21 protein-coding genes are annotated in these 26733 nt (G+C 71.9%); 10 read left to right on the forward strand and 11 right to left on the reverse strand.

Annotation, left to right across the window (positions count from 1 at the left end; translation table 11 throughout):
- The first annotated feature begins 219 nt into the window (after positions 1–219).
- Both CG740_RS20360 and CG740_RS20365 read left to right on the forward strand, forming a co-directional pair.
- Complete coding sequence (locus tag CG740_RS20360; RefSeq protein WP_159030367.1) at positions 220–1668, forward strand: APC family permease; 1449 nt, start codon at positions 220–222, stop codon at positions 1666–1668.
- Positions 1668–3248, forward strand: coding sequence for a serine hydrolase domain-containing protein (locus tag CG740_RS20365; protein ID WP_100576606.1), 1581 nt, complete (start codon positions 1668–1670; stop codon positions 3246–3248). The genes CG740_RS20360 and CG740_RS20365 overlap by 1 nt, the downstream gene beginning before the upstream one ends.
- Here CG740_RS20365 and CG740_RS20370 read toward each other — a convergent pair.
- Positions 3233–4864 carry a helix-turn-helix domain-containing protein gene (locus CG740_RS20370; protein WP_100576607.1) on the reverse strand — a complete coding sequence of 544 codons (1632 nt, stop codon included), beginning with the start codon at positions 4862–4864 and terminating at the stop codon, positions 3233–3235. The genes CG740_RS20365 and CG740_RS20370 overlap by 16 nt on opposite strands.
- A 138-nt stretch (positions 4865–5002) precedes the next feature.
- On the opposite strand from CG740_RS20370, the gene lysA reads away from it, so the two are divergent.
- Positions 5003–6289, forward strand: a complete 1287-nt coding sequence (lysA, locus tag CG740_RS20375; RefSeq protein ID WP_100576608.1) for a diaminopimelate decarboxylase — start codon at positions 5003–5005, stop codon at positions 6287–6289.
- A 43-nt stretch (positions 6290–6332) separates the two neighbouring features.
- On the opposite strand, the gene CG740_RS20380 is transcribed toward lysA, so the two are convergent.
- The gene (locus tag CG740_RS20380) at positions 6333–7301 is read right to left on the reverse strand and encodes a GlxA family transcriptional regulator (protein ID WP_100576609.1); all 969 of its coding nucleotides are present in this window, start codon (positions 7299–7301) and stop codon (positions 6333–6335) included.
- A gap of 99 nt (positions 7302–7400) precedes the next feature.
- On the opposite strand from CG740_RS20380, the gene CG740_RS20385 reads away from it, so the two are divergent.
- Positions 7401–8090: a DJ-1/PfpI family protein gene (locus tag CG740_RS20385; RefSeq protein WP_100576610.1), complete on the forward strand. Its 690-nt coding sequence runs from the start codon at positions 7401–7403 to the stop codon at positions 8088–8090.
- A gap of 244 nt (positions 8091–8334) precedes the next feature.
- Here the strand turns inward: CG740_RS20385 and CG740_RS41560 are convergent, their stop codons facing one another.
- Positions 8335–8457, reverse strand: a complete 123-nt coding sequence (locus CG740_RS41560; protein ID WP_267895416.1) for a hypothetical protein — start codon at positions 8455–8457, stop codon at positions 8335–8337.
- Between the two features lie 366 nt (positions 8458–8823).
- On the opposite strand from CG740_RS41560, the gene CG740_RS20390 reads away from it, so the two are divergent.
- Genes CG740_RS20390 through CG740_RS20400 form a run of 3 tightly spaced genes read left to right on the forward strand, consistent with a single transcriptional unit; the run spans position 8824 to position 12268 of the window.
- Positions 8824–10125, forward strand: coding sequence for a uracil-xanthine permease family protein (locus tag CG740_RS20390; RefSeq protein WP_100576678.1), 1302 nt, complete (start codon positions 8824–8826; stop codon positions 10123–10125).
- Complete coding sequence (locus CG740_RS20395) at positions 10122–11561, forward strand: amidohydrolase family protein (RefSeq protein WP_100576611.1); 1440 nt, start codon at positions 10122–10124, stop codon at positions 11559–11561. Before CG740_RS20390 ends, CG740_RS20395 begins: the two co-directional genes overlap by 4 nt.
- The gene (locus CG740_RS20400) at positions 11558–12268 is read left to right on the forward strand and encodes a sulfite exporter TauE/SafE family protein (RefSeq protein ID WP_100576612.1); all 711 of its coding nucleotides are present in this window, start codon (positions 11558–11560) and stop codon (positions 12266–12268) included. Before CG740_RS20395 ends, CG740_RS20400 begins: the two co-directional genes overlap by 4 nt.
- Here CG740_RS20400 and CG740_RS20405 read toward each other — a convergent pair.
- Together CG740_RS20405 and CG740_RS20410 are read right to left on the reverse strand one after the other, a co-directional pair.
- Positions 12252–13349 (reverse strand): LacI family DNA-binding transcriptional regulator, encoded by a 1098-nt coding sequence (locus CG740_RS20405; RefSeq protein WP_100576613.1) that lies wholly within the window; start codon positions 13347–13349, stop codon positions 12252–12254. The two genes, CG740_RS20400 and CG740_RS20405, sit on opposite strands and share 17 nt — an antisense overlap.
- A gap of 240 nt (positions 13350–13589) precedes the next feature.
- The gene (locus CG740_RS20410; RefSeq protein WP_100576614.1) at positions 13590–14279 is read right to left on the reverse strand and encodes a FadR/GntR family transcriptional regulator; all 690 of its coding nucleotides are present in this window, start codon (positions 14277–14279) and stop codon (positions 13590–13592) included.
- A gap of 268 nt (positions 14280–14547) precedes the next feature.
- Here CG740_RS20410 and CG740_RS20415 point away from each other — a divergent pair, with 268 nt between their 5' ends.
- Both CG740_RS20415 and CG740_RS20420 read left to right on the forward strand, forming a co-directional pair.
- A complete protein-coding gene (locus tag CG740_RS20415; RefSeq protein WP_100576615.1) occupies positions 14548–15363 on the forward strand; it encodes an ABC transporter ATP-binding protein in 816 nt (271 codons plus the stop codon).
- Positions 15364–15525: 162 nt separating this feature from the next.
- Positions 15526–16701, forward strand: coding sequence for a hypothetical protein (locus CG740_RS20420; RefSeq protein ID WP_100576616.1), 1176 nt, complete (start codon positions 15526–15528; stop codon positions 16699–16701).
- A gap of 21 nt (positions 16702–16722) precedes the next feature.
- On the opposite strand, the gene xdhC is transcribed toward CG740_RS20420, so the two are convergent.
- The 4 genes from xdhC to CG740_RS20440 all read right to left on the reverse strand — a co-directional run bounded on the left by xdhC (position 16723) and on the right by CG740_RS20440 (position 23184).
- Positions 16723–17532 (reverse strand): xanthine dehydrogenase accessory protein XdhC, encoded by an 810-nt coding sequence (gene xdhC, locus CG740_RS20425; protein ID WP_100576617.1) that lies wholly within the window; start codon positions 17530–17532, stop codon positions 16723–16725.
- Position 17533: 1 nt separating this feature from the next.
- Positions 17534–19945, reverse strand: a complete 2412-nt coding sequence (gene xdhB, locus CG740_RS20430) for a xanthine dehydrogenase molybdopterin binding subunit (RefSeq protein WP_100576618.1) — start codon at positions 19943–19945, stop codon at positions 17534–17536.
- Positions 19942–21462, reverse strand: a complete 1521-nt coding sequence (locus CG740_RS20435; protein WP_442802836.1) for a xanthine dehydrogenase small subunit — start codon at positions 21460–21462, stop codon at positions 19942–19944. Before CG740_RS20435 ends, xdhB begins: the two co-directional genes overlap by 4 nt.
- A gap of 348 nt (positions 21463–21810) precedes the next feature.
- A complete protein-coding gene (locus CG740_RS20440; protein WP_234376390.1) occupies positions 21811–23184 on the reverse strand; it encodes a DUF6777 domain-containing protein in 1374 nt (457 codons plus the stop codon).
- A gap of 162 nt (positions 23185–23346) precedes the next feature.
- Here CG740_RS20440 and CG740_RS20445 point away from each other — a divergent pair, with 162 nt between their 5' ends.
- Positions 23347–24648: a streptophobe family protein gene (locus CG740_RS20445; RefSeq protein WP_100576619.1), complete on the forward strand. Its 1302-nt coding sequence runs from the start codon at positions 23347–23349 to the stop codon at positions 24646–24648.
- Positions 24649–24660: 12 nt separating this feature from the next.
- Here the strand turns inward: CG740_RS20445 and CG740_RS20450 are convergent, their stop codons facing one another.
- Together CG740_RS20450 and CG740_RS41935 are read right to left on the reverse strand one after the other, a co-directional pair.
- The gene (locus CG740_RS20450; protein ID WP_100576620.1) at positions 24661–25677 is read right to left on the reverse strand and encodes a serine/threonine-protein kinase; all 1017 of its coding nucleotides are present in this window, start codon (positions 25675–25677) and stop codon (positions 24661–24663) included.
- A complete protein-coding gene (locus CG740_RS41935) occupies positions 25677–26729 on the reverse strand; it encodes a hypothetical protein (RefSeq protein WP_442802837.1) in 1053 nt (350 codons plus the stop codon). Before CG740_RS41935 ends, CG740_RS20450 begins: the two co-directional genes overlap by 1 nt.
- Positions 26730–26733: the final 4 nt, after the last annotated feature.

The raw sequence follows: 26733 nt of genomic DNA on the forward strand, positions 1-26733 counted from the left end.
TCTCCAGGCCGCTCGACGTCGAGGTCTGGGTGCCCCGAGAACGGGCGAGGCAGGGCGATGTTGACGGTCGCAACAAGCGACGGCCCCCGGCTTTGACGCCCGCGACGAGGACGGTCCCGGTGATGCCTCGTACGTTGTGCCGACCAGAGGGCACGAACGGAGAGTGGGGCCCAGATGTCCGAACTGATGCCGTCGGAAGTCACACGGTCGGCGCCCGGGGTGAGCAAACGCAAGCTCGGCGTGCTGGCCCTGGTCGGAATCTTCTTCTTCACGGTGTCCGGTGGCCCCTTCGGGCTCGAAGCCTCGCTTTCCAGCGCGGGTCCGGGCATGACCGTGTTGATGATCGTCCTGGTCCCGGTGGTCTTCGGCGTCCCGAACGCACTGGTGGCAGCGGAGTTGAGTGCCGCGATACCTGTCGACGGTGGCTACTACTACTGGACGAAGATCGCGCTCGGCAGAGGCGCGGCCTTCGTGTTCGGGGCCTGGAATTCGATCGGCTCTGTGCTGAACCTTGCCCTCTATCCGATTCTGCTGGTCGACTACCTGGGCACCTGGGTCCCGGACATCGCCCGCGGCAAGGGGCTGGTGATCGTGGATCTCTTCCACGGCGGTTTCGTCGTGGACCTGCACTGGGTCGTCACCGTCGCCCTCGTCGTCCCGATGGCGTACCTGAACTACCGTGGCTCCAAAGCGGTGGGTGAGTACTCGGTCGGGATGATGGTGCTGATCCTCGCACCGTTCGCGGTGCTGTCGGTCCTCGGCATCTGGCACGCGGTCGGCAACGGGATCAATGTGCTCTCGCCCTTCATGGTGCCGGGGCAGAGCGTCCACTCGTCGGTGGCCGGTGCGCTCAGCGTGATCGTGTGGCTGTACCTCGGCTTCGACGGCCCGAGCACGGTGCTGGGTGAGGTCGCCGACGCGCATCGGACCTATACCCGGGCCCTGATGGTCTCGGTTCCGCTGATCATCGCCGCCTATCTGCTGCCCACCGTGGCCGCCATCGGCAGCGGACTGCACCACGGCTCGCCCGGCGACTGGGTGCAGGGGGACTTCATCGTGGTCGGGGACGCACTGGGCGGCCTCTGGCTGAAGGTGCTGATCTCCCTGGGATCGGCGCTCTCCCTGGTGGGGCTGTTCATGGCCATCCTGCTGACGAGCACCCGGGTCCCGCGGGCACTGGCCGCGGACGCGTACCTGCCCCGCTGGATGGCCCGGGACAGCCGGCGGTTCAACACGCCGGTGGGTGCGCTGGTGGCGAGCACCACCATCGTCATCGTGCTCTCTGCCGTCGACTTCAGCTCGATCCTGCGGGCCACGGTGCTGCTGACCCTGGCCTCGATCCTGCTGGAGTTCGTGGCCTTCCTCGTGCTGCGCTGGAGGTATCCCCAGATGCTCCGGCCCGTTCGGGTGCCGGGCGGCTGGCCCGGCGCGGTCCTGGTCGTCGTGCTTCCCACGGCGATGATCGTGTACCTGGTGTGGAGTACCGCGGTCGACGAGGCCGTGACATTCGGTACGAGTCTCGCGGTGGCCCTGCTGGCCGTGCTCATGTACCCGCTGTGCCAGCGGTTCGTCAAGGGCGACCGGCCGGACGCGGAGATCGACTCGTCCCGGTTCGAACTGGGTCCGGACCGGTTCGCGGGATTCGGTTCGCGGAAGGCGGGCGTCTGATGGATGTGCAACAGGTACTCACTGGACTTGCGGAGCAGGTGCGGACCTGGTGGCCGGTGCCGGGAATCGCGATCAGCGTTGTCGACAGGACCGGCGAGTCGGCGTTCGTCACAGCAGGGTTCGCGAACGCGGAGCGACTGGTGCCGGTCTCCCCTCGCACGCGGTTCGAGATCGGTTCCGTCAGCAAGACCTTCACCTCTTTCCTGCTCGGCAGACTGGCGGAGGAGGGGAAGGTGGACCTCGACGCGGCGGTCGCCGACCACCTCCCCTGGTTCGCCCCGAACGGCGGCTCCCGCGCGATCACCGTCCGGCACCTTCTCCAGCACACCTCCGGCCTGGTGGCCGGCGCCGACGCGCTGCCCGATGCCGCCGCACGCGGCTACGCGCTGCGCGATGCCAGGACCTGGGCCGAACCCGGTGAGCTGTTCCACTACTCCAACGAGGGTTACAACCTGCTCGGACTGATCGTCGAGCAGGCGACGGGGGAATCGCTGGCGGACGCCATGGCCGGGCGGCTGCTGCGGCCCCTGGGCATGAGCGAATCGGCGGCACGGATCACCCATGAGGACATCGCCGAACTCGCGGCCGGGTACCGGTTCCTGCGCGACGACCGCCCGCCCCTGCCCTCGGCCCCACTCGCGCCGGCCGGCTTCTTCGAGTACTCGTCGGCCGATGGAAACGTGCTGGCAACCGCTTCCGACCTGGGTCTGTTCGCCCGCATGCTGCTGGGCCGGGGCACCCTGGACGGAACCCGGATCGTCGGGCCTGAGCTCTTCCGGCAGATCGTCACGCTGCCGGCCGGAGAGGTCGGTTCCGGCTACGCGCTCGGCGTGGACGTGGAACTGATCGACGGCCGCACCTGGCTCACGCATGCCGGCGGGATGGTCGGATACCGCTCGTACCTGGCCGCCGACATCGACGGCGGGCACGGTGTCGCCGTGCTGACCAACGCGCCCGGCGAGTGCCAGATCATCGACCGCTTCGCCCGCCACGTGCTCGACGTCGTCCAGGGAGCCCCGGCGGACCCGGCGCTGTTCGACCCGGAGCGGATCCCCGATGCCCAGCGCTACGTCGGGGTCCACGGAACGGCGCCGCGTCAGATCCGCGTCGAGGCCAGGGGGGACGACCGGCTCTCCCTGACGGCGGACGGCGTGAGCGGCAGGCTGTACGACGCGGGGGACGGCCGGCTGGTGTGCGATCACCCGGGATGGTCCGCCTACCACCACTCCCTGGACGGACGTTGGCTCTACGGGCCCGAGTCACTGGGTCCCGGCTCCGCCGGTCCGACCACTCCCCCGCATCCGCTGACCGGCCACTACCGCAGCTACACCCCCTGGTATCCCAGCTTCAGCATCGTGCAGCGGGCGGGACGACTGCACATGATCGCCGCGACCGGCGTGGAAGCGCCCTGCGACGAACCGGAACTCGTTCCGCTCGACGACGGGACGTTCCGCGTAGGAGCCGACCCCCGGCTGCCGGAGCGTCTGACGTCGGGGCCCGCCCCGGCCGGCGCCGTGCTCTGGGTCGACCTGGACGGGTGCCGCTACACGCGCTCGTTCCGGGATCACACGAAGCCCTGAGCGGCGCCCGTCCGCAGCTCGCGCACCCTGAGCTGGAGGTGCGCGAGCAGCACGGCGTCGGCATCCGCGAAGTCCAGTCCCGAGACCTCGCGGATACGGCGCAGCCGGTAGCGCATGGTGTTGGGGTGGATGTGCAGGGCCTCCGCCGCACTGTCGGTGGCTCCCGCGGCGGCGAGGTAGGCGGCCAGGGTCGCGGCCAGCGGACCGTCCTGGCCCTCGTTCTGGCGCAGCCGGTGCAGCGCGCCGCCGGCGTCCGACAGACCGAGCGTCTCGGTCACGTCCGCGAGGTGCAGCAGGAGCACCGCCAGCGCCATGTCCTCCACGGTGCGCACGACCGGTCCACGAACGGCCGGGTGCCGCAGGGCCCGCAGCGCCGCGTCCGTCTGAGCCCGTACGTCGGCGATCCGGCCCATCGATCCGGCCGGGCCGCCGACGGCGACCACGTAGTCGCCGGCCAGCGGGGTCCGCGCGAGGAAGTCGCGGGCCAGGGCGACGGCCGACGCCAGCGGCGTGGCGTGTTCCGAAGGCCAGGCGGCCAGGACGTACACCGCTCCGGTGCCCGCCACCACGGCAGAACGGGGGTGTACGGCCGCCAGGAAGTACTCCAGCGTGTCCGCGAACCGGCGCAGTCCGGCGGCGTCCAGCGCGTCGGACCGCCGGCTCCCGGCCATCCGCGGGGCCGCGGCCAGGACGCAGACCGGCCCGGAGCCCAACTGCAACCGGCTCGCCTCCACCGGGTCGGCCGCCCCGCCGAGGACCGCGGCGGCCAGCTCGCCGCGCTGGCGGCGGGCGTAGCTGGTCTCTGTGCGCAGGGCGACCAGCTGTAGCGCGACCACGGGCGCGAATTCGCGCAGCCGGGCGGTGGCCGCCTCGCTGAGCGGTCCGGGGACGGCGGCCCAGATGTAGCCGAGGACGTCCGAACCGGCCCGCACCGCGATGGCGACCCGGGCCAGCTGACCGGCGCCGGTCGCCTCCATGTACACCGGTTCGGAGCTGGCATGGAGCCGTTCGAACTCCTGGCGCTCGCGCTGTTCGGCGAGGGTCCGCTGGTGCACGGCCCGTCCCAGGATGGTTTCGATCCGCTCGGAGTCGGTCCGGTCCTGGCCCTCCGACCAGGCGACCAGCGCGGAGAAGCGGTCCTCGATGGTGACCGGGGCGCCGACGGCCTCATAGACGGCGTTCGCCAGGGCGAACAGCTCCGCGCCGCTGTCGGCCGAGCGTACGCGCATCCTCGCGTACTCCAGCAGCTGTTCACGGACGGTCGTGGCCACGTGCATCCAGGACGCGTCGCGGTTGACCTCGATGATGGTCGGTGTGTCGTCGACCGACGGCGGCACCGGGGCCTTCAGCGCCAGCACGTGCGCGCCGGCCCGGCGCATGGCCGCGGTCAGCTCGCACAGCTCGGCCTCGGTGGTCACGCCGACCCCGAGCACCACGCATCCGGGTCCGAGTTGTGTCGGTGCACCCGGGGCGTGGATCACGATGTCGGTGAGCGGTCCGCCGCCACCGGTCCCTTCCTGGACCAGGCGCAGCAGCGCCGGCCCGATGTTGTCGACGAGCTGGCGGACGGACGGGTGCCCCCGCGTTCCGGACTCCCGCGTTCCGGACTCCCGCATGCCGCACCCCCGACTCGAAGGACTGTTGTGTGCGTCAAGTCTGGGAGCTCGTCATTGATGCTGTCAACGAAGATCCGGAAGGGCCGGAGCGCAAGGATGGCAGCAGAGCGGGACCGATGAGCGGCACGAGGAGTGCGGATGGCAGCGACGCAGACATACGAAAGCCGGGAACTGCTGGGGCTGTTCCCGCCCGGGACCGCCCGGGACGGGAGCGGCGCGCTGGTGATCGGCGGCGTAGCGGCGGCCGAACTCGCCGAGTCCTACGGCACTCCCGCACTGGTCCTCGACGAAGCCTCGGTCCGCGCGCGCGCCCGCCGGTATGCCGACGGCCTGGCCGCCCGTTGGCCGAACTCCCGTGCCGTCTTCGCCTCCAAGGCGTTCCCCTGCACCGCCGTCATCCGGCTGCTCGCGCAGGAGGGCCTGGGCATCGACGTGGCGGGCGGCGGTGAGCTGGCCCTCGCCCTGGCCGCGGGAGCGGACCCGGCCGGCCTGGTCGTCCACGGCAACGCCAAGACCGAGGACGAGCTGCGCCTCGCCGTCGAGGCCGGCGCCGGGACGATAGTCGTCGACAACTTCGACGACATCGACCGGCTGGAGAAGATCCTGGCGGGCAGCACCGGAGAACAGGCGGTGCTGGTCCGGGTCATCCCCGGCATCCGCCCCGACACCCACGAGGCCGTGTCCACCGGCCAGCACGGCTCCAAGTTCGGCCTGTCGCCGGCGCAGGCCCGGGAGGCGATCGCGCGGCTGCGCGCCAGCGACCGGCTGCGGCTGGACGGCGTCCATGTGCACGTCGGCTCGCAGATCCTGGATCTGGCACCGTTCGCCCAGGCCGTCGAGGCGGTCGCCGAACTCGGCGAGTTCGCCGTGTACGACCTGGGCGGCGGTCTGGGCTCCCGCTACACCTATGCCGACCGGCCGCCCACGGTGGAGGCGTATCTCGACGCCGTGGTGGACACCGCCCGGCGTCTGCTGCCCGCCGGTGCCCGCATCCTCATCGAGCCGGGCCGCTCGATGGTCGCCGAGTCCGGCGTCTCGCTGTACCGGGTCGTGTCCGTCAAGCGCGGCGGAGGACACACCTTCGTCGCCGTCGACGGCGGTATGGGCGACAACCTCGAAGTCTCCCTGTACCAGCAGCGCTTCGAGGCGGCCGTCGCCGGGCGTCCGACCGGCGGGGGCGAGTTGTGCCACCTGGTGGGCCGGCACTGCGAGTCCGGCGACAGCTTGAGCGTCGGTGTCCGGCTCGCGGATCCGCGGGTCGGGGACGTGATCGCCGTACCGGTCACGGGTGCTTACACCTATGCGCTGAGCAACAACTACAACGGCGCGCGCCGCCCTCCAGTGGTCTTCGTCCGCGACGGCGCGCACCGCGCCGTGGTGCGCCGCGAGACCTACGCCGATCTGATGCGCCGGGATCTGCCGTAAGGGCGGCGGCCGGGAGCGCGCACCGCGCCCCGGCACTCATACGTCAGGTGGCCGGGCCGCCTTGTGTCGCCCGGTAGCGCGACGGCGGGATTCCGTAGCGGCTGACGAATGCCTGACGGAGCGTCTCAGCGGTCTTGAAGCCGCACCGCGCGGCCACACTCGCCACGGACAGCGAGGTGGACGTCAGGAGATGGGCGGCAGCTTCGGTGCGCGCGTCGCGGACGTATCGCCCCGGCGTCCTGCCCAGGTGCTCGACGAACAAGCGGGTGAGGTGCCGTTCGCCCACCCCGGCTTGCGCTGCCAGCGTGGTTGCGGTCAGGTCGCCGGCCAGGTGGCCGGCGATGTGATCGACGGCCCGCCCGACCAGGTTGTTCGTGGGGGCCGGAGTGGCGGTGAACATGCTCATCTGCGCCTGGTTTCCCGGCCGTTGAAGGTAGGTGACGAGACCGCGGGCCACGGCACGCGCCAACTGCGCGCCGTGGTCCTCCTCGATGAAGGCCAGGGTGAGATCCAGGGCGCTGGTGACGCCCGCCGAGGTGGACACGCGTCCGTCGCGGACGTAGATCGGCGCGGGATCCACGGTGACGTCCGGATAGGCGGCGGCCAGCTGCTCGGCGTACCACCAGTGCGTCGTGGCACGTTTGCCGTTGAGCAGGCCGGCGGCGGCCAGGACGGTCGCCCCCGTACAGACCGAGGCCACTCTGCGGCTCTCCCTGGCCAGGCGGCGGACATGGCCGACGATCCGCGGATTGTCCGCCGCGGCTTCATGGCCGAGACCTCCCGAGACGATCAGCGTGTCCAGCGGACCCTTGAGCCGCTCCAGGGATCGCCGGCCATCCAGCCGCAGCCCCGAGTCGCAGACGATCGCGCGGTTGCCCGGGGTGGCAACGCTCACCCCGTAGGCGGGCCGGGCGCCGAGCCGGTTGGCGAGGGTCAGGCTCGTTGTCACGCAGGCGATGTCGAGCAACTCGGCCCCGTCGTAACCGACGAGGACCATCCGTCGGTCCTCCATGGCCCAGACCCTATGTCGCAATGACTTGTATCCCAAGAATTCCGACCTGGTCGCCGTCCGCCCTTGGCACTCCCCCGCCTGGCACCGAGGGTGGCGGGCATGACCAAGACGCTCGCCTTCGTGCTCTATCCCGGCATCACCCCGCTCGACATGGTGGGGCCCCTCCAAGTGCTGTCCGCGCTGGCGCAGATCGACCCCTCGTTCGACGTGGCCGTCGTCGGCCAGGATCTCGCTCTCCTGGACACCGACACTCCGCTGAAGCTGGCGCCGAGCCACACGTTCAACCAGGTCCCCGAACCCTTCGCGCTGATCGTGCCCGGTGGGACCGAGCCGACTCTGGCCGCCCTGGCCGACGAGGCTCTGCTGAGTTGGATCCGCAAGGCCGCTCTCACGGCCGAGGTCGTCGGGTCGGTGTGCACCGGTTCGCTGATCCTGGGCGCCGCCGGCCTGCTCGACGGCCGTCGGGCCACCTCTCACTGGGGCTTCCGCGACCTGCTGGCCAAGTTCGGCGCGACGCCCGTCGCCGAGCGCTGGGTCCAGGACGGCCCCGTACTCACCGCCGCCGGGGTGTCGGCGGGGGTCGACATGGCGCTCCACCTGGTGGAGCGCCTCGCGGGCGAGCAGACCGCCCGAACGGTTCAGCTCCTCATCGAGTACGACCCGCAGCCGCCCTTGGGCGGGATCGACTGGGCGTCCACCGACCTCGACTTCTTCAAGCCCCATGCCCGGTCCATGGTGGAATCGGCGCTGGCAGAGCATCCCGCGCTCCTGGCCCGCCTGACGACCTGATCGTCTGTACGACAAGTCCCCGGCGCGGCCGAAGTCCTCCCGCGTGTCCGGGAGGAGCAGGACGCGGTCGGGGCGCGGGCGGCGAGGGCGCGTTCGACACGGGCGATCATGACGATCCCGCTCGGGTCAGGGGTCCACCGAGCGGGCCGTCCCGGCGCGGCATCACCGGCCGGCCGAGCCGGGCCAGGCCCGCCGCGCATCGGGGCGGCAGCCGTCTTGGCTCGGGTGACAGCCGCACCGGCCATCACCGGTCGTCGTACTCCGCCCGCAGCCGGGCCAGTTCGCGTGTCCCGGCCCGCCACGGCCTGTGCGCCATGGCTGCCTGCTCGTCCGCAGGCCGGGCGCGCGGGAGGGAAGTTCCTGTCACCCCCGGCTCAACTCCCCACGCCCGCACCCCTTGACGCTCCTTCTCCGCGCTCCCCATACTGACGGCCAAATCGATTTGGCCGATCGTATATGGCTCCCGTCCGGGCCGGCCCACGGCTGAATTCCGCGCACGCGACCCGAACGGAGCTCGCACGTGTCCCGTCCCCGCCGCTCCCCGCCCGCCGTCCCCGAACGAGTCACAGCCCCAGATCCGGCCTCCGCCTCCCCCTCCCGTACGGGTTCCGGGGACACGCCCGCAGCCGCGTCCCGGACCGAGGCAGGGGACTCGTCCTCCGCGAACCCCGCCCGTACGGAATCCGGCGACCGGTCGCCGCACCCCGTCGACGAGTCCCGCCCGTTGGGCCGGATCGTGCTCTTCGGTGTGCAGCATGTGCTGGTCATGGCGGCCACCCCCATCTCCGCCATCTTCCTGATGAGCGCCACCCTGCGGCTGAACGCGGGGCTGACCGTCGACCTGCTGTCCGCCGCCTTCGTGCTGTCCGGTGCGGGGTCGTTGATCCAGTCCGTGGGGCTCTGGAAGTTCGGGCCCCGGCTGCCGTTCGTCATGCTGCCCGGAGGCGCGCCGCTGCTCCTCTTCCTCTCCATCGCCGGCCAGCACGGGCTGCGTGTCGCGGCGGGCGCGGTCATCCTCACCGCCGTCTTCACCTTCGCCGTACTGCCGCTCTTCGCGCGGCTGTTGACGTTCTTCCCGCCCCTCGTCATCGGCACGATGATCGTGATCGTCGGCGTCAATCTGGTGAAGGTCGGGGCGCTCCTGGTGACGGGACGTCCTGGAGAACCCGGCTTCGCCGATCCGGGCCATCTCGCACTCGGCATGGCGACCATCGGCTTCACGGTCGTCTTCCATCTGGTCTTCAGGGGGGTCCTGCGTCAGCTCTCCGTGATGCTCGGCCTCATCGCCGGTACCGTCCTCGCCCTGTGCCTCGGGGACGTGAGCCTCGGCCACCTCGGCCAGGGCGGCTGGGTCGACATACCGCGGCTCATGCCGTTCGGCTCGCCCCAGTTCGATGTGCTGGCCGCCCTGCCGCTCATGCTCTACAGCCTGGCCTCGATGGCGGAGGCCACCGGCCAGACCGTCATCAACGCCGAGGCGGTGGGCAAGGAGATCGACCAGCGGGTGGCTGTGCCCAGGACCATCCGCGGCGACGCGCTCGTCTCGGCGCTCGGCGGCCTGTTCGGGATGCCGTTGATGGTGACGAGCGGGGAGAACATCGGGATCGTCCGCGTCACCGGCGTACGCAGCCGCTTCGTCACGGCCGCCGCCGGGGTCGTCCTCATCGCCATCGGCTTCCTCGCTCCGGTGACCCGGGCCATCAGCGTCGTGCCCGCCCCGGTCGTCGGAGGCACCGCCATGGTGGTGTTCGCGGTGATCACCGTGCTCGGCGTGCACATGCTCGCCCGCTGCGATCTCGACCGGCACACCAACACGTTCATCTGCGCCGTCGCCCTCGCGCTCGGCCTGCTGCCCATCCTCGTGCCCGACGTCTACCAGGGGCTGCCCTCGACCGTCCGCATCCTCCTCGAAAGCGGTGTCGCGGTCGGCGCGTTCGTCGCGGCCGTCCTCAACGTCCTCTTCCACCACGCCGGGCCGGCCCTCGCCGCCCGTCTGTCCGTCCGTCACGATCTGCGCACCGAAGGCAGCCGATGAACCAGCTCACGAAGGACCGGCTGCGCACGCGCGGCCCTCTGCTCCTCGTCCCCGACGCGGTCCTGCTGCCGGAGGGAGTCATGGAGCTGTACGCGGTGGTCGTCTCCGCGGGGTCGTTCGAGGCGGTGGGACCGACCGAGGAACTGGAGCGTACCTATCCGCATCTTCGGGCCCTGCGTCTACCGGGTCACCTGCTCATGCCGGGCTTCGTCGACAGCCATCACCACCTCACCCAGAGCTTCGGCGCGGGCCTCGCCTTCGGTGAGCCCTCGGAGATATTCCGCCGGGTGTGGGTGCCCCTGGAAGGCGCCCTGGACGAGGAGTCGGCCTATGTGGCGGCGAAACTCGCCGCGTTGGAATCGCTGCGCGGCGGGTTCACCACCGTCACCGACGCCGGGACGCGCGCCGATGTGGACACCGATGTCGTCGCCTGCGCCGCACGGGATGCCGGGGTCCGCTGCGTCCTCGGGTTGATCTGCGACGACACCGGTACGGACACCGATTCGGCCGCGGTGCTCGAACGGGCCGAGAGGCATCTGGCCGCCTACACCGACGACCCGCTCATCCATCCCTCGCTCGCGATCTCCATCCCCGAGGCCGCCACCGATGCCACCCTGCACGCGACCGGGCGCCTGGCGACCGAGGCACGGACGGTGGTCCAGATGCATGTCAACGAGCATCTGGCGGCGATCGAACGCTCCCTGCTGCGGCACGGCCTCCGGCCACTTGAGCACCTGGACAGCATCAAGGCGCTCGGCCCCCACCTGCTGGCCGCTCACACCACCTTGCTGGCCCCCCGCGAGGTGTCGCTGCTCGCCGACACCGGAACGGCCGTCAGCTACAACCCCGTTGCCAGCGCCTGGAAGGGCAACGCGGTCGCCCCCGCCACCACCCTGGCCGAGCGCGGTGTCCGCTTCGGGATCGGCAGCGACGGTACGCGGGGGGACGGATTCCGGCTCACCGATGCCGCCGAGTTCGCCCAGCGGCTGGCGTACGGGCTGCCCACCGGTGACTCGTCCTGCGGGGCGGGCTGGACCTGGCTGGAACATGCCACCGCGGGCGGTGCGGACGCCGTCGGCCTCGGCGGCCGCACCGGCACCGTAGCCCCCGGCATGGCCGCCGACTTCCTCCTGGTGGACGTCGCCACCCCCGAACTCGCCCTGTCCTGGGACCTGCCCTGGGAGCTGGTGCGCAGGGGCAACCGGGATCAGATCAGCGCCGTGTTCGTGGCCGGCCGCCTGCGGATGTGGCGCGGTCATCCCACCGACTGGGACGGCCCCGCACTCGTCCGCCGTGCCATGGGCCTGGCCCGGACCGCCGTGTCCCGGGCGCCCGTCGTCCGCGTACACCCCACCTCAATGACCGCACGCAGCACGGCCGGGCGGAACACGACCGTGCGGAACACCGCGGCACAGAACCGGAGTACAGCACAGTGACCTCGCAGACACTGGTGATCCTCGCCGTCACGGTGGGCATCGCCGCGTTCGTCCAGGGCGGCAGCGGGCTCGGCTTCGCGCTGGTCGTCGCCCCGGTGGCCGGAATCCTCGACCCCTCCTTGCTTCCCGTCTTCGTCCTCGCGTCGATGATCCCGCTGAACCTGTACGTCGCCTGGCGTGAACGCGGATCACTCGATCTGCGCGGGGCCCGCTGGATCGCGGCGGCCCGGCTGGCCGCGACCCCGGGCGGCCTTGCGCTGCTCTGGCTCATCCCGGACCGCAGCATCGGGCTCTTCGTCGGTGTCTCCACCGTGCTCGCGGCGCTCGTCAGCCTCGCCGCGCCGGCCTTCGCGCCCGGCCGCGCGGCCTACGTCGGAGCGGGCGTGGTGACCGGTCTGACGGAGACCGCGACCGGGGTCGGCGGCCCCCCGCTCGCGCTGGTCTACCAGCACCGGCCTCCCGCCGAGCTCCGCTCCACCGTCGCCACCTGCTTCCTGGTGGGCGAAGTGGCCTCCCTGGTCCTGCTGTTCGCCACGGGCCGGGGGCACGTCGCCGATCTGGGCTGGGCGGCCGCACTGCTGCCCGCGATCGCCGTGGGGGCGTGGCTGAGCAGGCTGGTGCATCAGCGGATCGACGCCCGCAGGATGCGCCTGTTCGTCCTCGTCTTCGCCCTGGTGTCCGGCGCCGTGCTCATCGCGGGCCCCTGAGGGAGGATGCGCGCGCGACCAGGGTGGGCGCGGGGGCGGCGGGCGGTTCCGGGGCGTCATTCGGCTCCGGGGCCGCTGTCGGCACCGGGGCTACCGTCGGTGCCGGGGCGGCCGCAGCTCCCCGCAGGCCGGCGAGCAGCAGCTCCACCGCGTCGGACGCCGCCCGGTCCAGGTGCAGGTCGACGGCGGTGAGAGGCGGTTGACAGGTGCGGGCCCGCAGCCCGTCGTAGCGGGTGGCGACCATGACGTCCTCCGGGATGGAGCGCCCGCTGTCCTGGACGGCCCGCGCCGCCCCCGCCGCGAAGGCGTCCACCAGCGCGCAGATCGCATCGATCTCGGGGTGCTCGGCGAGCAGGGCCGTACAGCGCTCGTACGCGCCCTGCTCGCCCCCCGTCTCGGGCCACGCCTCAACTACGGGAGCCCAGCGGTGTTCCGCGGCCATCCGCTCGTACGCGGCACGGGCGTCCACCGACGAGTGGCGTGCCCCCGACCCCACGATCAGCGCCGGATGCCTGGCCCCCTGCTCCCGCAGATGTGTGAGCAGCACGGTCGCCACCCGGTCCCCCCACAGATCCACATACGGCGCCTCGTCGTCCGCGGCCACGGGGCGGCCGAGCGCCACGTACGGCAGCCCGCGCCCGCGCAGTTGCGAGACCGCCACGTCGTCGGCATCCGGCTCGACCACGATGGCCCCGTCGATGTCCAGGGAGTAGAGGGCGGACACCGACTGCACGGGTGGCACGAGCACCAGCGCGTACCCGTGGACGAGCGCGCTCTCCGCGGCGGCGGCGGCCACCTCCATGTAGAACCCGAGCCGCGACGGACCGCCGGCCACCGCGAACGGCATGGAGGACACCAGCGCGATGGCCTTCGCCTGTCCGGTACGCAACCGCTGCGCACGCAGGTTGGGCCGGTACCCGAGCTCCAGGGCGATCTTCTTGATCCGCTCCCGGGTCCGGGGATCCACCTTGCCCAGACCGTTGAGCGCGTGCGAGACCGTCGTACGCGACACCCCGGCGACGCGCGCGACGTCGGCGATCGTCGGTGGCTTGGAACCGGAAGCGGAACCGGAAGCGGGCATCTGCGCAAGCACTCCTCTGGTCGAACGGGCGACGGCAGTGCCCATCTTCGCCGACACCGGTTCAGTTCCTCTGCCCCGGTACGTCCCGCCCGCCGGGGGTGCTGGACGGGCGGCCACGCCATGACGCTTCATCCGCTCAAGCCGGGAGTCCCCCGCATGCGCGGCCGACCCCTGCGGGCCCCGTCCGCAGACGCCCTGGCGGCGGCGGGGCGGATGTGCGGCGGGGCGTCGGACACGACGTCAGATCGCCCGGAGGCGTTCGAGGGTCTGCTTCAGCTCTTCGCGCAAGGTACGCCCGGCGGTCTCGGCGTCCGCCCGGGCGATGGCCGCCACGAGGAGGGCGTGCGCGTCGTCGCCGTGGTTCGGGTCCTCGGACCGCAGGTCGAGCAACTCCACCAGGTCGATGAGCCCTTGACGCAGTACGGGTACGAACTCGGCGAACAGGCCGGTCAGTACGGGGTTGTGTGCGGCGGCGACCACGGCCGCGTGCAGGGCGATGTCGGCGTCGACGAACTCCGCGTTGCCCGCCTGTGCGGCGCCGCGACGGCCGGCCAACGCCTCGTCGAGGGCTACGAGGTCGTCGTCGGTGCGGCGCTGCGCGGCCATCCGCGCGGCCTCGACCTCGATGAGCACGCGGACTTCGTACACGTCGGTGACGGCCGCTCGCCGCAGCCGGGTGGGCCAGTCCTCCTGCGGCTCGGTGGCGATGACGAAGACCCCGGCACCCTGGCGCGCCTGCACGAGGCCCGCGCCGGCCAGTGTGCGCAGGGCCTCGCGTACGGTCGAGCGCCCTACGCCGAGGATCTGGGCGAGTGAGTTCTCACCGGGGAGCTTCGTTCCAACGGTCCACTCTCCGTTGGTGATCTGCTCGCGCAACCGCTCAGTGGCCTGCTCGACCAAGGGAGTTGGCCGCAGTGCGCCCAGTGGCATCCGCGTTCACCTTCACTTTCACTACTCAGGTTGTCTGAGGTGTTGGCTTGTGGTTACTGTACCGGGCATGTCGCAGCGCGGGCTTCCCATCCTCGGTCGCCGCTGCGGGGCCTGACCCGACCGGCACCCCGCAGCGGGTATCGGGACGTGCCGGTCACCGGATGGCTGACCGAGAGAAGTGCTGCCTCATGACCTCCCTGGGGACCCAGGCTTTCGCCACGTTGCGCACCCCGTCCGCGACCGACCACCGCATCGGCCGGGCCGCACTGTGATCGACTCCCCCGCCTCCACCGCCCCCGTCCTGCGCGTGGACGCCGTCGATCTGGTCCGCGACGGCAATCACATCCTCCACGACGTGTCCCTGACCGTACGGCCCGGCGAACACTGGGCACTGCTCGGGCCCAACGGCGCCGGCAAGAGCACTCTGCTCGGCCTCCTGGGCGCGCTCACCCACCCGACCCGAGGCACCGTGGAAGTCCTGGGCCACCAGTTGGGCCGGGTCGACCTGCGCCAACTGCGCTCGTACGTCGGCCATGTGGACCCGCGCCACGGACTGCGCACACCTCTGAAGGTCCGGGACGTCGTACTGACCGGGCTGACCAACACCATCGAGCTCGTACCCCGGCGGCACCCGACGCCCGAGCAGGTCGCCCTGGCAGACCGCCTCATCGACCTGCTCGGCCTGGCCGAGCGGCGCGCGGCGCGCTGGCCCACCCTGTCCCAGGGCGAGCGGGGCCGAGCCCTGATCGCCCGCGCGCTCATGCCAAGTCCACGGCTCCTGTTGCTGGATGAGCCCGCGACCGGTCTGGACGTCGCGGGACGGGAACAGCTCATCGAGCGGGTCGACACACTCCAGCAGACCCATCCCGAGCTGTCGTCCGTGCTGGTCACCCACCACCTGGAGGAACTTCCTCCCGGTACGACGCACGCCATGCTGCTGCGGGACGGACGCTGCCTGGCCTCCGGTCCGGTGGCAGACGTCCTGACCAGCGATCAGGTCAGCAAGTGCTTCGACCACCGGATGCGGCTCACCCGCTCTGACGGCCGGTGGAGTGTCCGGGCCCACCGCCCGCCCGTGCCGTAGCCCCGGCTGCGGGCGCGTTGCCGGTGCGGCGCCGCCCGGGACTGTCAGGGGCCCAGAGGTGAACACCCCCGCATCGTCGACCGCTTGGGGTCTCTCACGGAATTGATCCGTCCGAGATCCGGCCGGGCTATCGTGCGGCTGGAAACGTCCCGGGAGGTCTCCATGAACGCATCCGTACTCGCGCATCTGGCCGAGCGGTTCAGGGCGCCGCACCCGGAGACGTTGGTCACCGAAGCCCTGTGCTTTGTTCTGACCCGGCACCCCGCCGCGCGAGCGGCGGCGATCGCCCTCCTCGCGACGGATGCGGTGCCCGATGACGCACGGGACTGGATCAGGTTCACCAGCGAGGTGTCCGACGGGGAGACCAGTGGTCGTGTGGACATCGCCGGGCAGGCCGACCGCAAGACGTGGCTGTCGATCGAGGGGAAGTTCGGTGCGCCTCTGACACCCCGTCAACCGGTCGCATACATCAGGGCATTGGAGAAGGGGGGCTCGATCCTGTTCGTGTGTCCCGCCCCGCGCATTCCCCGCCTCCGTGACGAACTGGCCGCCAGAACGGCGGCGGCCGGACAGTCCTCCCCGGGCGAAGCGTGGCGGCCGGACCCGGCCGGGGTCGAGTGGCTCGCGCTCGCCGAGGACCGCCGGATGGGCGTCACGTCCTGGCCGAGCCTGCTCGCCCGACTCGGCGACGCCGTCCCCGAGACCGACCGGCCGATGTCGTCGGACCTGCACCAACTGGAGGGAATCGTGGCGAAGTTCGAGGACGAGCTGCCGGGCTGGACACCGGAGGAGCTGACCTCGGGCGGCCTGGGAGCCACGTTCGGCAAGGCACTGCACACCACACGGGTACTGTGCCGGATCGTCGCCGAGGAACTGGGCACCGCGCACGCCCCGCAATGGCACGCGCCCAGCAGGACCGCGGTGCTGCCGTCCTCGGAGCTCTGGGACTGGTACGGCCAGGGGTTCGGCACCGCGTGGTCGGGACTCGCCGTCTGTTTGGAGCCCACCACCTACTGGGGCCTTGAGGGCTGCCGGTCACCTCTGCGTCTGGGCTTCAACGTCGCTGCGGCACGGCTCCCGCTGGACCTCCTGTACCAGGTCCACCTGAAGATGCATGCCCTGTCCGACCGCTTCTTCTCCGACCTGTCCGGTCCGTGGACCACCGCGACCGCCCCCGCACCCCGGAGCGACGGGTGGTGGCTCCTCCCCTTCCCGCTTCGCCCCGGGCTCGCCGGCGGGGAAGCGGCCGCCGAGATGAGAGCCACCGCGCGGACCCTCGTCGCGCCACTTCTCCATGCGCTGCACGTGCCACCGCAGGCGGGGGCGGCGGGGATGTGAACCCGGCCGACCGGGACGGAATCAGCTGCCCTCCGCCTCGAAGGAGCGGAGCAGGTCGGCGGCGGCGCTCAGGGCGATGACCGCCGGTTCCTTGCCCGTGATGCAGCTCAGCCCGATCGGTGTCTTGATCCGGTCGATGGTGGCCTCGTCGTGACCGCCCTCCGCGGCGAGACGGCTGCGGAACCGCACCCACTTGGCCGCCGATCCGATCAACCCGATGGAGCCGAGGTGGGAGGTGCGCAGCGCGGCGTCGCACAGTGCGGCGTCCTCGGCGTGGTCGTGCGTCATGATCAGGACGTGGGTGCCCCGCGGCAGTTCCTCCAGCACCTCCTCCGGCAGCAGCGGCGTGTGATGCACATGCACCTGCGCCACGGCGTCCGCCAGCACGCCGAGCCGCTTGTCGCTGAGGGTGTCGGCCCGGCTGTCGACCAGGTGCAGGTCGAGGTCCTGCCGGGCCAGAATGCGCGCCAGTTCGAAACCGACGTGGCCCACGCCGAAGATCGCCACCGCGTTCACCACCGGGAGCGGTTCGAGCAGCACCGAGACCGTACCGCCGCAGCACTGCACGCCGTGCTGGTTGGTCACCTTGTCGTTCAGGGCGAAGTCGAGCAGCTCCGGCTCCGGCTTGCCGGCCTCGATCATCTCCCGTGCCCGGTCGATCGCGACGGCCTCGACGTTGCCTCCGCCGATCGAGCCCCATGTCCGCTCGCGCCCTACGACGAGTTTCGCGCCGGCGTCCCGCGGGGCGTGGCCGCGCACGGTCGCGACGGTCACCAGCACGCCGGACTCCCGGCGTGTCCGCAACCCCGCGACCGCGGCGATCCACGTCATGTCAGGCACCGCTGAGCGCTTCCGTGCCGACTCGGGTCGCGCTGGCCACCACCGACGCGTCGGGTTCGTCGCGGTACGCGTGGGCTCCCCCCTGCCGGGCCGGCTGGATCGCCCAGTACACCGCTTCCGGGGTCGCGGGCGAGGCCAGCTCGACGCTGGTGGCACCCGGTCCGAACGCGGCGGCGGCCTGCCGCAGCGCCTCGCGCACCGAGAACGCCAGCATGAGCGGAGGCTCACCCACGGCCTTGGAGCCGTAGACCGCGCCTTCCTCGGGGGCGTTCTCCAGCAGCGTGACGTTGAACTCCTCGGGCATCTCCGAGAAGCTCGGCAGCTTGTACGTACTGGCCGCCTGGGTGAGGAGCCGACCGCGCTGCGGCCCGTCGTCGGTGTTCCAGCGCAGATCCTCCAGCGTCAGCCAGCCGGCGCCCTGCACGAAGCCGCCCTCGACCTGGCCGATGTCGATCATCGGAGACAGGCTGTCGCCGACGTCGTGCACGATGTCCACGCGCCGGATGCGGTACGCGCCGGTGAAGCCGTCGACCTCCACCTCGGTGGCCGCGGCGCCATGGGCGAAGTACTTGAACGGCGCGCCGCGGAACGCCTTCGCGTCCCAGTGCAGTCCCTCCGTCCGGTAGTAGCCGGCCGCCGACAGCTGGACGCGCTGGAAGTAGGCGGTGCGCACCACATCGTCCCAGGGCAGTTCCCGCTCGGTGCCCAGGGCGCGGGCGACGCCCTCGGTGATGCGTACGTCGCGGGCGTTCACGCCCAACTGGGTGGCGGCGACCTGCACCAGGCGGTCACGCAGTTGCTCGCAGGCGTTCTTGACCGCGCCTCCGTTCAGGTCCGCGCCCGAACTGGCCGCGGTGGCCGAGGTGTTGGGCACCTTGTCGGTGCGCGTCGGGGCGAGCCGCACCTTGTGCAGCGGGATCCCCAGGGCGGTCGCGGCCACCTGCATCATCTTGGTGTGCAGGCCCTGGCCCATCTCGGTGCCGCCGTGGTTGATCAGGACGGACCCGTCCTTGTAGATCAGCACCAGGGCGCCGCCCTGGTTGAAGGCGGTGAGGTTGAACGAGATGCCGAACTTGATGCCGGTGATCGCCAGCGCTCGCTTGGTGTGCGGATGGGCCGCGTTGAAGGCCGCGATCTCCCGGTCGCGGTCGACGACCGCGGCATTCCGCTTGACCTGCTCCCAGACCGTGGAGATCCGCTCGGGCTGGGTGACCGGCTGCCCGTACGGCGTGTACTGACCCTTCTGGTAGAAGTTGCGCTCCCTCAACTCTCTCGCCTCCAGGCCGAGTTGAGGTGCACACCGGCCCAGGATGTCCTCGATGACCAGCATGCCCTGGGGCCCGCCGAAGCCGCGGAAGGCGGTGTTGGAGACCTTGTTGGTCTTGGCGATACGGCCGGCGATGCGGGCGTTGGGGATCCAGTACGTGTTGTCGATGTGGCACAGCGCACGGGCGAGAACCGGCTCGGACAGGTCCAGGCTCCACCCGCCGTCGGCGGTGAGCGTGGCGTCCAGGGCCTGGATGCGGCCCTCCGCGTCGAAGCCGATCCTCCACGCGGCGTGGAAGCCGTGCCGCTTGCCGGACATCGTCAGGTCCTGCGTGCGGTTGAGCCGCAGCCTGACCGGCCGGCCGGTCAGCCGGGCACCGAGTGCGGCGACGGCCGCGAAACCGTGGGGCTGCATCTCCTTGCCGCCGAAGCCACCGCCCATGCGCAGGCACTGCACGGTCACCTCGTGACTGTGCAGCCCGAGCACGTGCGCGACGATCTCCTGCGTCTCCGAAGGGTGCTGGCTGCTGCTCTGGACGAAGACCTGTCCGGACTCGTCGATATGAGCGAGCGCGCAGTGCGTCTCCAGATAGAAGTGCTCCTGGTCGGAGAACTGGAACGTGCCGGTGAACACGTGCGCGGAGTCGGCGAAACCGGCCTCGATGTCGCCGGACAGCATGACGGGCCGGGCGCCGTGGAAGCTCTCGGCCGTGATCGCGTCCTGAAGTGTGATCAGGGAGGGAAGCTCCGCAAGGTCCACCTCGACCGCCGCCGCCCCGAGCCGGGCCGCTTCCAGCGTCTCGCCCAGCACCCAGGCGACCGCATGGCCGTGGAACATGACCTCGTCGGGGAACAGCGGCTCGTCGTGCTTCATCCCCGCGTCGTTGACACCGGGCACATCGGCGCCGGTCAGGACGCGGACCACGCCGGGCACCTCCAGCGCCGCCTCGGTACGGATCGCGGTGATGCGGCCGTGGGCCTTCATCACCTGGACCGGGTGGGCGTGCAGGACGTCCTTGGTGCGGAACACCAGGTCGTCGGTGTAGAGGGCGGTTCCCGTGACGTGCAGTACGGCGCTCTCGTGCGGCAGCGGAACGCCGACGACGGACTTCTCGGGACGCTCGGACAGTTGACTCATGACGGCACCGCCTCGGTGTTCTGCGCGTACAGCTTGAGCAGGCTCTGGCCGAGCATCGCGGAGCGGTACTCGGCGCTGGCACGGTGGTCCCCCATGGGCGTGCCCTCGGACCGCAGCACCTGGGCAGCGGCCTCGACGGTCCCCGCCGACCACGGCCGGCCCTCCAGGGCCGCCTCGGTCTCCAGGGCGCGGACGGGGGTGGCGGCCACACCGCCCAGGCCGATACGGGCCTTGCGCACGACGCCGTCCGCGATGTCGAGAGCGAAGGCGACCGCGACACTGGAGATGTCGTCGAACCGCCGCTTGGCGATCTTGTGGAAGGCCACGACCGGCGACAGCGGTCGCGGAAGGCGGACCGCGCGGATCAGTTCACCGGGCCGGCGCACGCTCTGCCGGTATCCGGTGAAGTACTCGGCCAGCGGGACCGAACGCTCGCCGTCCTCGTCGGCGAGCACCACCGACGCCTCCAGCGCCAGCAGTACGGGCGGGCTGTCACCGATGGGGGACCCGGTGCCGAGATTGCCGCCGATGGTCGCGCTGTTTCGGATGAGACGGGAGGCGAACTGCGGGAACAGCTCTGCCAGGAGCGGGACTTCGCCGTCCAGACGTCGCTCGATCTCCGTGAGCGTGAGCCCCGCACCGATCTCGATGGAGTCGGACCCGACGCGCAGCTCGCGCAGTTCGGAAAGCCGGTCCACTGCGATCACGCAACTCGCCCTGCGCGAACGGATGTTGACCTCGACGCCCCAGTCGGTGGAGCCGGCCACCACCACGGCATCGGGCCGCTCCCGGAGCACCCGCAGGGTCTCGGCCAGCGTGCCCTTGCGCAGGAACGCACGGTCACCCTGGAGGTATTCGGTGGCGACCGGCACCGGCGGCGCCTGCTCCCGGCGCCGCGCGAGCGGGTCCTCGTCGTGCGGTACCCCGACGGCGAACGCCGCGTCCCGGATCGGCCGGTAGCCGGTGCAGCGGCACAGGTTTCCGCTCAGGGCGTGCAGGTCGAAGCCGTTGGGGCCGTGCTCGGCATCCGCTTGGACCGTGCTGTCGGCGGAGTCGGGGGCGGAATGCGCACAGCGGTCGGGCCGGTAGTACTCGGCGGCCATGCTGCAGACGAACCCCGGTGTGCAGTAACCGCATTGTGAGCCGCCGCGGACCGCCATCTCCTCCTGCACCGGGTGCAGGGTGGGGGCCCTGCCCGGCCCGCCGTCGGTGGCCAGCCCCTCGGAGGTGACGATCTCCTGACCGTCGAGCGCCGCGACCGGGACCAGGCAGGCGTTGACCGCGACCCAGTCGGTGGGCCTGTTCACCCCGGGCCGGGCGACCAGCACCGAGCATGCACCGCACTCGCCTTCGGCGCAGCCTTCCTTGGTGCCGGTGAGTCCGCGCTCGCGCAGGAAGTCGAGGGCCGTGGTGTGGGGCGGAACCGGCGCGATCGGCATGACATCACCGTTGACCGTCAACTGCGGTGCCACCAGGGCCGGTTCGTACTTCGGTACGGGTTCGGTCCGATTCGTCATGTGGGCCAATGTGAGGCAGCTTTCTGTGTTCGGTCACGCCGGGTCGAAGCAGGCGCGCGAAACGGCACCCGGGAAGGGCGTACCGGAAGACGAGAGGTGAAGGGGGTGAAACCAGATGCGTGTCCCGCAGGACACGCCGGAGCGGCGAGCTCAGCAGCCGTGGGCGATCCGGCCCGGAGTCCAGGCCGCGTGCTGGGCGAGGCGACCGAGATCGGAGTTGGTGTGCATCCGCGGGTCGCCTCCTTCCGTGATTCTGGCCGATAGTCACCGCAAGGTAGTTGCTGTGCCCACGCAGGTCAAGAGCCGGGCTTCCGGAAGCGACGCATGATCCCGTCGGCGCCTCCTGGGTCAGGAGTGTCCCGTCCCGGAGGACGAGGGCGGTTGTGCGGGCTCGGACGATGCCGGCGGCTTCTCCGTGGCCGACGACGGGGGCCGCGTGGCAGTCGAGGAGGAGGGTGTCCGCGTGCCGGGTGAAGAGGCCGGCTTCGAAGCGGGTGAAGAGGCCGGCTCCGTCGCGGGCGAGGAAGGGGGCTCCGTCGCGGGCGAGGAGGGAGGCTCCGTGGCGGGCGAGGAGGACGGGGCGGACTGGGACACCGACGCGGGCGGGCACGGTCCCGCCGAGGATGTGCCGGTGGCGGACGAATCACACGGCGACGGGCTGTCCGTCGAGGGGGACTTGTCGGTGGACGGCGAGTCGGACGGGGGCGACAGAGGGGCCGTCACCGGCGGCTTCGTCCTCGTGTCGCCGGCGCCCGTGTCGCCCTTGTGCCGTTCGAACCAGCCGCCGCTGTCCCGGTCGTACACGACGAACTTGTTCACCGTCCGCGCGGCGGGCGCCACGACCACGACGTCCGAGGACCGGTACGCGGGCCACGCCTCTCCGGTTCGCTTCGGTGTGCCCTTCTCGGCGACGGGCGGGAGCAGCGGGTTGCCGCAGGCGCAGCGCACGCGTGGCACGCCCCGGTCGTCGACGAGTACCGCGGTTCCGGCCTGTAGCACGGCCTGGTAGCTGGTGGGGGCGGCGTCGCGGTAGCCGTGGTTGGTCACGCGGGTGTCGAACCGCAGCTGCACGGGCGTGAGCCCGCGCAAGTAGCCGGGGACGCCGGACGGTTGGATGCCGACCACGGAAGCGAACGCCTTGTCCTTGGCCGGGTCCTTCTGGAGAGCGCTGATCTGTTTCTGCACGTCGCAGCTGCTGGCGTTCCGCGTTCCGCCGTAGAGACCGGGTGCGGCGCCGTCGGCACCGCGCGTCACATTGGCCGCAGCCGATGCGCTCGGCAGCGCGCTGGGGGAAGGCGCCACGGAGTCGAGGCGGGCCGTCGACGGGGTGAAGGGGTCGGGCCCAGCCTTTCCCGCGGGCTGGAGAAACACCTCGCCGCCGGCTTCCGATGAGCCGCCGGGGCGCGTGAGGACGACGGCCAGCACCACCGCCGCCACCACGACGGCTGCGATCGCCGCGACGCGGGGCGCGGACTTCCACCACGGGCGGGGCTGCCCGGGGCTCGCACCCGAGCCGCCGTCCGGCCCCGCGGGCCCGTCGCCGCGCCCGCCACCGCTCGGCGGCCCCGACGGCCGCCCCGCCTCCGGAGGCGGCGCCGAGCCGGCACGGGTCGCGCCCGCCTCGGTGTCGCCCGGCCCGGAGGGGCTCGGCTGCGGGGGGCCCGAGAGCGGGCCCGAAGGCGGTCCTGAGGGGCGTCCTGATGACGGCGGCTCGACGCTCACGAACACTCTTCCCTGCGTAGGGGATCTGGCGTGGGACGATCTGCGGCGTACGGTTTCTTCCCTTACACGTTTATTGTGTGCCTCTGCTCCCGAGGGGCCGCAAGCTGACGCGGTCGGCCCCACCAACGGGCAAGCCGGACCGACGCTGCTTAGCGTGACAACGTGAGCGAGCAGACACCTCCTCGGCGGACAGCGGCCCCGAGCGCGGACCGGGTCCGACGGGCCCCCCACGGCTGGCCCCAGGCTCTGGTGGCCGTGCTGGCCTCCCTGCTTGCCATGGCCGTGGTCGCCGGGCTCGGCCTGTGGGCCGCCGGCGCCGCCGACCTGCCCGACGGGGCATTCCCGAGCGTCGTCGCGGCCGTCGTCGTGATGGCGGTCGGCGGTTCGGTGCAGCTCTCCGGTGACGCCGGGGTGATCGCCGAGTCGAATGCGGGACTCTCGGTGCTCCCGCTCTCCGTCACCCTCACCGGGGCTCTGGCGATCGGCGCCGGATTCCTCCGGCCGCTGCGGCACCGGGCCGTCGCCGACGCGAAGGAACTCGCCGGCTGGGCAGCCCGGATCGCTGTGCTCTGGCTCCTGCTCCTCACCGGCCTCGGCCTGCTGGCTCGGCACCACTTCACGATCGCGCTCGGAAACGGCCCAGCGGGCGTCATCGGCGGCCTCACGGACTCCTCGCCCAAGGTCGGGTTCGAGGCCGACGTGCCGCTGACCCTGGTCTTCGGACTGCTGTGGCTCGCGGGTGTCCTCGCCGTGGTGCTGCTCGTATCGCGCGGGGCGCCGCTCCCCGGGCGCCTGCTGCGCTTCCAGGAGTCTGTACGCCCCGCGGCCTTCGCGATGGTGGTTCTCCTGCTGTCGTACGTCGCCGTGGGTTTCGTCGTCGGCCTCGTCGTGGTGGTGACGCGTGGGCATGCCGCCGAGACGCTCGCCGTACTGCTGCTCGGGCTGCCCAACCTCGTCTGGCTCGCCCTGACCCTCGGCCTCGGCGCGTCCTGGGAGGGCCGGGTGGACGGACCGTTCGGGCTGCCCATGCCGAAGGTCCTCGGCGCCGTGCTGCGCACACCGGACAACACCACGCTCAGCCTGAACACGCTCGCCGACCACGACGGCCGGGTGTGGTGGCTGCTTGTCGTCGCGGCGGTCCTGGTGCTCGGTGCCGCGTTCGTGATGGCGGCCCGATCCCCGGAGCGGATGCGGGCCTGGCAGCACGCCGTGCACATGGCCGTGGCGCTGACTCTCACGGTGCTCGCCGTCTGCCTCCTCGCCGGCGTGTCCGCCCACTACGGCCTCTCCCTCCTCGGCATCGGGGACATCGGCGGCGGCCTGTCCGGCCTGGTGGAGCTGCGGCCCCAGCTGTGGCGGGCCCTGGTCCTGGCGGTGGCCTGGGGCCTGGTCTCGGGGTTCCTCGGCGGACTGTTCGCGCGGCGGATCCACCGGCGGGGCGAAGTGGAGGCGGGCCCCACCTGAGCCGGGCGCGGATCAGCCGGCCAGGTCCCGGAAGACCGGCCGGGCCCAGCGGGGCGGCTCGGGAGGCGCGCCGGGATCGGCCGTCGCTCCCAGGACGGCGCGGTCCACCCGCGTCGGAGCGTGGCCCGTCGCGGTGTCTCCCGCAGCCGCGGCCCGGAGCGCGGCGGTGAATTCGAGGCAGGAGCCGAACCGGTCCTCGGGGCTCTTGGCCAGCGCCTGCGCGAGGACCGCGTCCAGGGCAGCGGCGACACCGGGCCTCTTCTCCGTCAGGCGGGGCGGCTCGTCGTACTGATGGGCCCACAGGAGGGCGATGTCGTCGTCGCGCTGGAACGGCGGCCCGCCCGCCATGGTCTCGTACACGACACAGGCGAGGCTGTACACATCACATCGGCCGTCCACCGGGCGGCCCGATATCTGCTCCGGGGCCACATAGTCGAGGGTCCCGACGAACTGGCCCACGGTCGTGAATCCGGTCAGCGAGAGCGACTTCTTCGTGAGGCCGAAGTCCGTGAGGTAGGCGTGCTCCGGGTGGTCGCTGTCCGTGCCCTTGGCCACGAGGATGTTGCCGGGCTTGACGTCGCGGTGGACCAGGCCGTGGTCGTGTGCCGCGTCGAGCGCGGACGCGACCTGGGTGGCGATGCGCAGGGCGGCCGCGACGGAGAGCGGGCCCGCGTGGTCGAGCAGATACCGCAGATCGCGGCCGGGGACGTATCGCATGGCGATGTAGAGCACCCCCTCCGTCTCCCCCGCCTCGAAGACCGGCACGATGTGCGGGTGCTCGATCGCGGCGGCCACGCGTGACTCGTGTGTGAAGCGCTGCCGGAAGGTGTCGTTGCGGGCGAGTTCGGGGGCGAGCAGCTTGAGCGCGACGGTCCGGTCCAGGCGCAGATCGTGGGCGCGGTAGACGACGGCCATGCCGCCCCTGCCGATCTCGGCCTCCACGCGGTAGCCCGCGATCCGCTTCCCGATCAGCTCGGAGGCCCGCCCTGAGTGCGGGCTCGGGCCGGGCTCCCCCGGTGCGGGAGCCATCAGCCGTCACCGCGCCGGAGCGGCGGAGTGGGGTCGGGATCGGGATCGGCCGTCTCGGGAGGGAGGAGCGGGGCGGGCCGCCCACCGTGCGAGGCGGGCCGCGCATGACTCGGGGCGGGAGCCTGCCCCGGATCGGCCTCGACCACCTGCGTCGGCTCCGGCGCCTCCTCCGACCCGGCCGCCGCCGCCTCGACCACCCGCGTCTCCCCGGGCCCCGCCCCGCCGCCGGCATTCGCGCCGAGCGCACCCGGACCGCGCCGATCCGGTGCCTCCCCGACCGGAGGACACGCCATCCCCGACCCGGCCGCCGCCGCCTCGACCACCCGCGTCTCCCCCGGCCCCGCCCCGCCGCCGGCATTCGCGCCGAGCGCACCCGGACCGCGCCGATCCGGTGCCTCCCCGACCGGAGCACGCGCCATCCCCGACCCGGCCGCCGCCGCCTCGACCACCCGCGTCTCCCCCGGCCCCGCCCCGCCGCCGACACGCACGCCCCCAGCCCCCGCACCCCCGTCAGCATCACCCTCCACAACCGCGGTCTCCCCGTCGCCACCACCGCGCCCCACGACGCTCGGCCCCTCGCCCGTCGCGTACGTACTGAGCCGCGCCCCGTCGCAATACACCCACCGCTCGTGTTCGGTGTCGTACAGCCACACCGATTCGCCGTCCACGACCACCCCGACCCGCAGTCCGCGCGTGCGGCGCCGGAAGGCCTCCCCGTCGGCGCTGCCGCCCGCCAGATCCTCCGCGGCTCGCCGGTAGCCGGCTACGGCGTCCTCGGTCCTGGCCAGGAGCGGGCGTGGGTCGGCCGTCCGGGTCAGGGGCCCGGACGCGCCCGGCGGGTCCTGCGGCACCGCGACGAGGAGCCGGCCGTCGACCCATGCCGACCATCCGTTGGCGCAGACGATCCGGCCCCAGTCACCGAGCCGGTCGACGAGTTGCACGGGTAGCAGCGCGTCCAGCGGGGCCGTAGGACGGTTCACGTCCGGTGCCTCCCAGGCGGGCAGCCCGACCTGGGGAACGACATGTGTGGGACGGAAGTCCGCAGTGGTCATCGCA

It is taken from the genome of Streptomyces sp. CB01201, assembly GCF_002803085.1.
GTDB lineage: Bacteria > Actinomycetota > Actinomycetes > Streptomycetales > Streptomycetaceae > Streptomyces > Streptomyces hundungensis.

Bases quoted from the DNA above. Each gene is read 5' to 3' on its own strand.
- CG740_RS20410 (WP_100576614.1), bottom strand. From the start codon at position 14,279: ATGCCACTGGGCGCACTGCGGCCAACTCCCTTGGTCGAGCAGGCCACT.
- CG740_RS20365 (WP_100576606.1), top strand. From the start codon at position 1,668: ATGGATGTGCAACAGGTACTCACTGGACTTGCGGAGCAGGTGCGGACC.
- CG740_RS20385 (WP_100576610.1), top strand. From the start codon at position 7,401: ATGACCAAGACGCTCGCCTTCGTGCTCTATCCCGGCATCACCCCGCTC.
- xdhB (WP_100576618.1), bottom strand. From the start codon at position 19,945: ATGAGTCAACTGTCCGAGCGTCCCGAGAAGTCCGTCGTCGGCGTTCCG.
- CG740_RS20380 (WP_100576609.1), bottom strand. From the start codon at position 7,301: ATGGAGGACCGACGGATGGTCCTCGTCGGTTACGACGGGGCCGAGTTG.
- CG740_RS20395 (WP_100576611.1), top strand. From the start codon at position 10,122: ATGAACCAGCTCACGAAGGACCGGCTGCGCACGCGCGGCCCTCTGCTC.
- CG740_RS20435 (WP_442802836.1), bottom strand. From the start codon at position 21,462: ATGACGAATCGGACCGAACCCGTACCGAAGTACGAACCGGCCCTGGTG.
- lysA (WP_100576608.1), top strand. From the start codon at position 5,003: ATGGCAGCGACGCAGACATACGAAAGCCGGGAACTGCTGGGGCTGTTC.
- CG740_RS20420 (WP_100576616.1), top strand. From the start codon at position 15,526: ATGAACGCATCCGTACTCGCGCATCTGGCCGAGCGGTTCAGGGCGCCG.
- xdhC (WP_100576617.1), bottom strand. From the start codon at position 17,532: ATGACGTGGATCGCCGCGGTCGCGGGGTTGCGGACACGCCGGGAGTCC.
- CG740_RS41935 (WP_442802837.1), bottom strand. From the start codon at position 26,729: ATGACCACTGCGGACTTCCGTCCCACACATGTCGTTCCCCAGGTCGGG.
- CG740_RS20370 (WP_100576607.1), bottom strand. From the start codon at position 4,864: ATGCGGGAGTCCGGAACGCGGGAGTCCGGAACGCGGGGGCACCCGTCC.
- CG740_RS20450 (WP_100576620.1), bottom strand. From the start codon at position 25,677: ATGGCTCCCGCACCGGGGGAGCCCGGCCCGAGCCCGCACTCAGGGCGG.
- CG740_RS20405 (WP_100576613.1), bottom strand. From the start codon at position 13,349: ATGCCCGCTTCCGGTTCCGCTTCCGGTTCCAAGCCACCGACGATCGCC.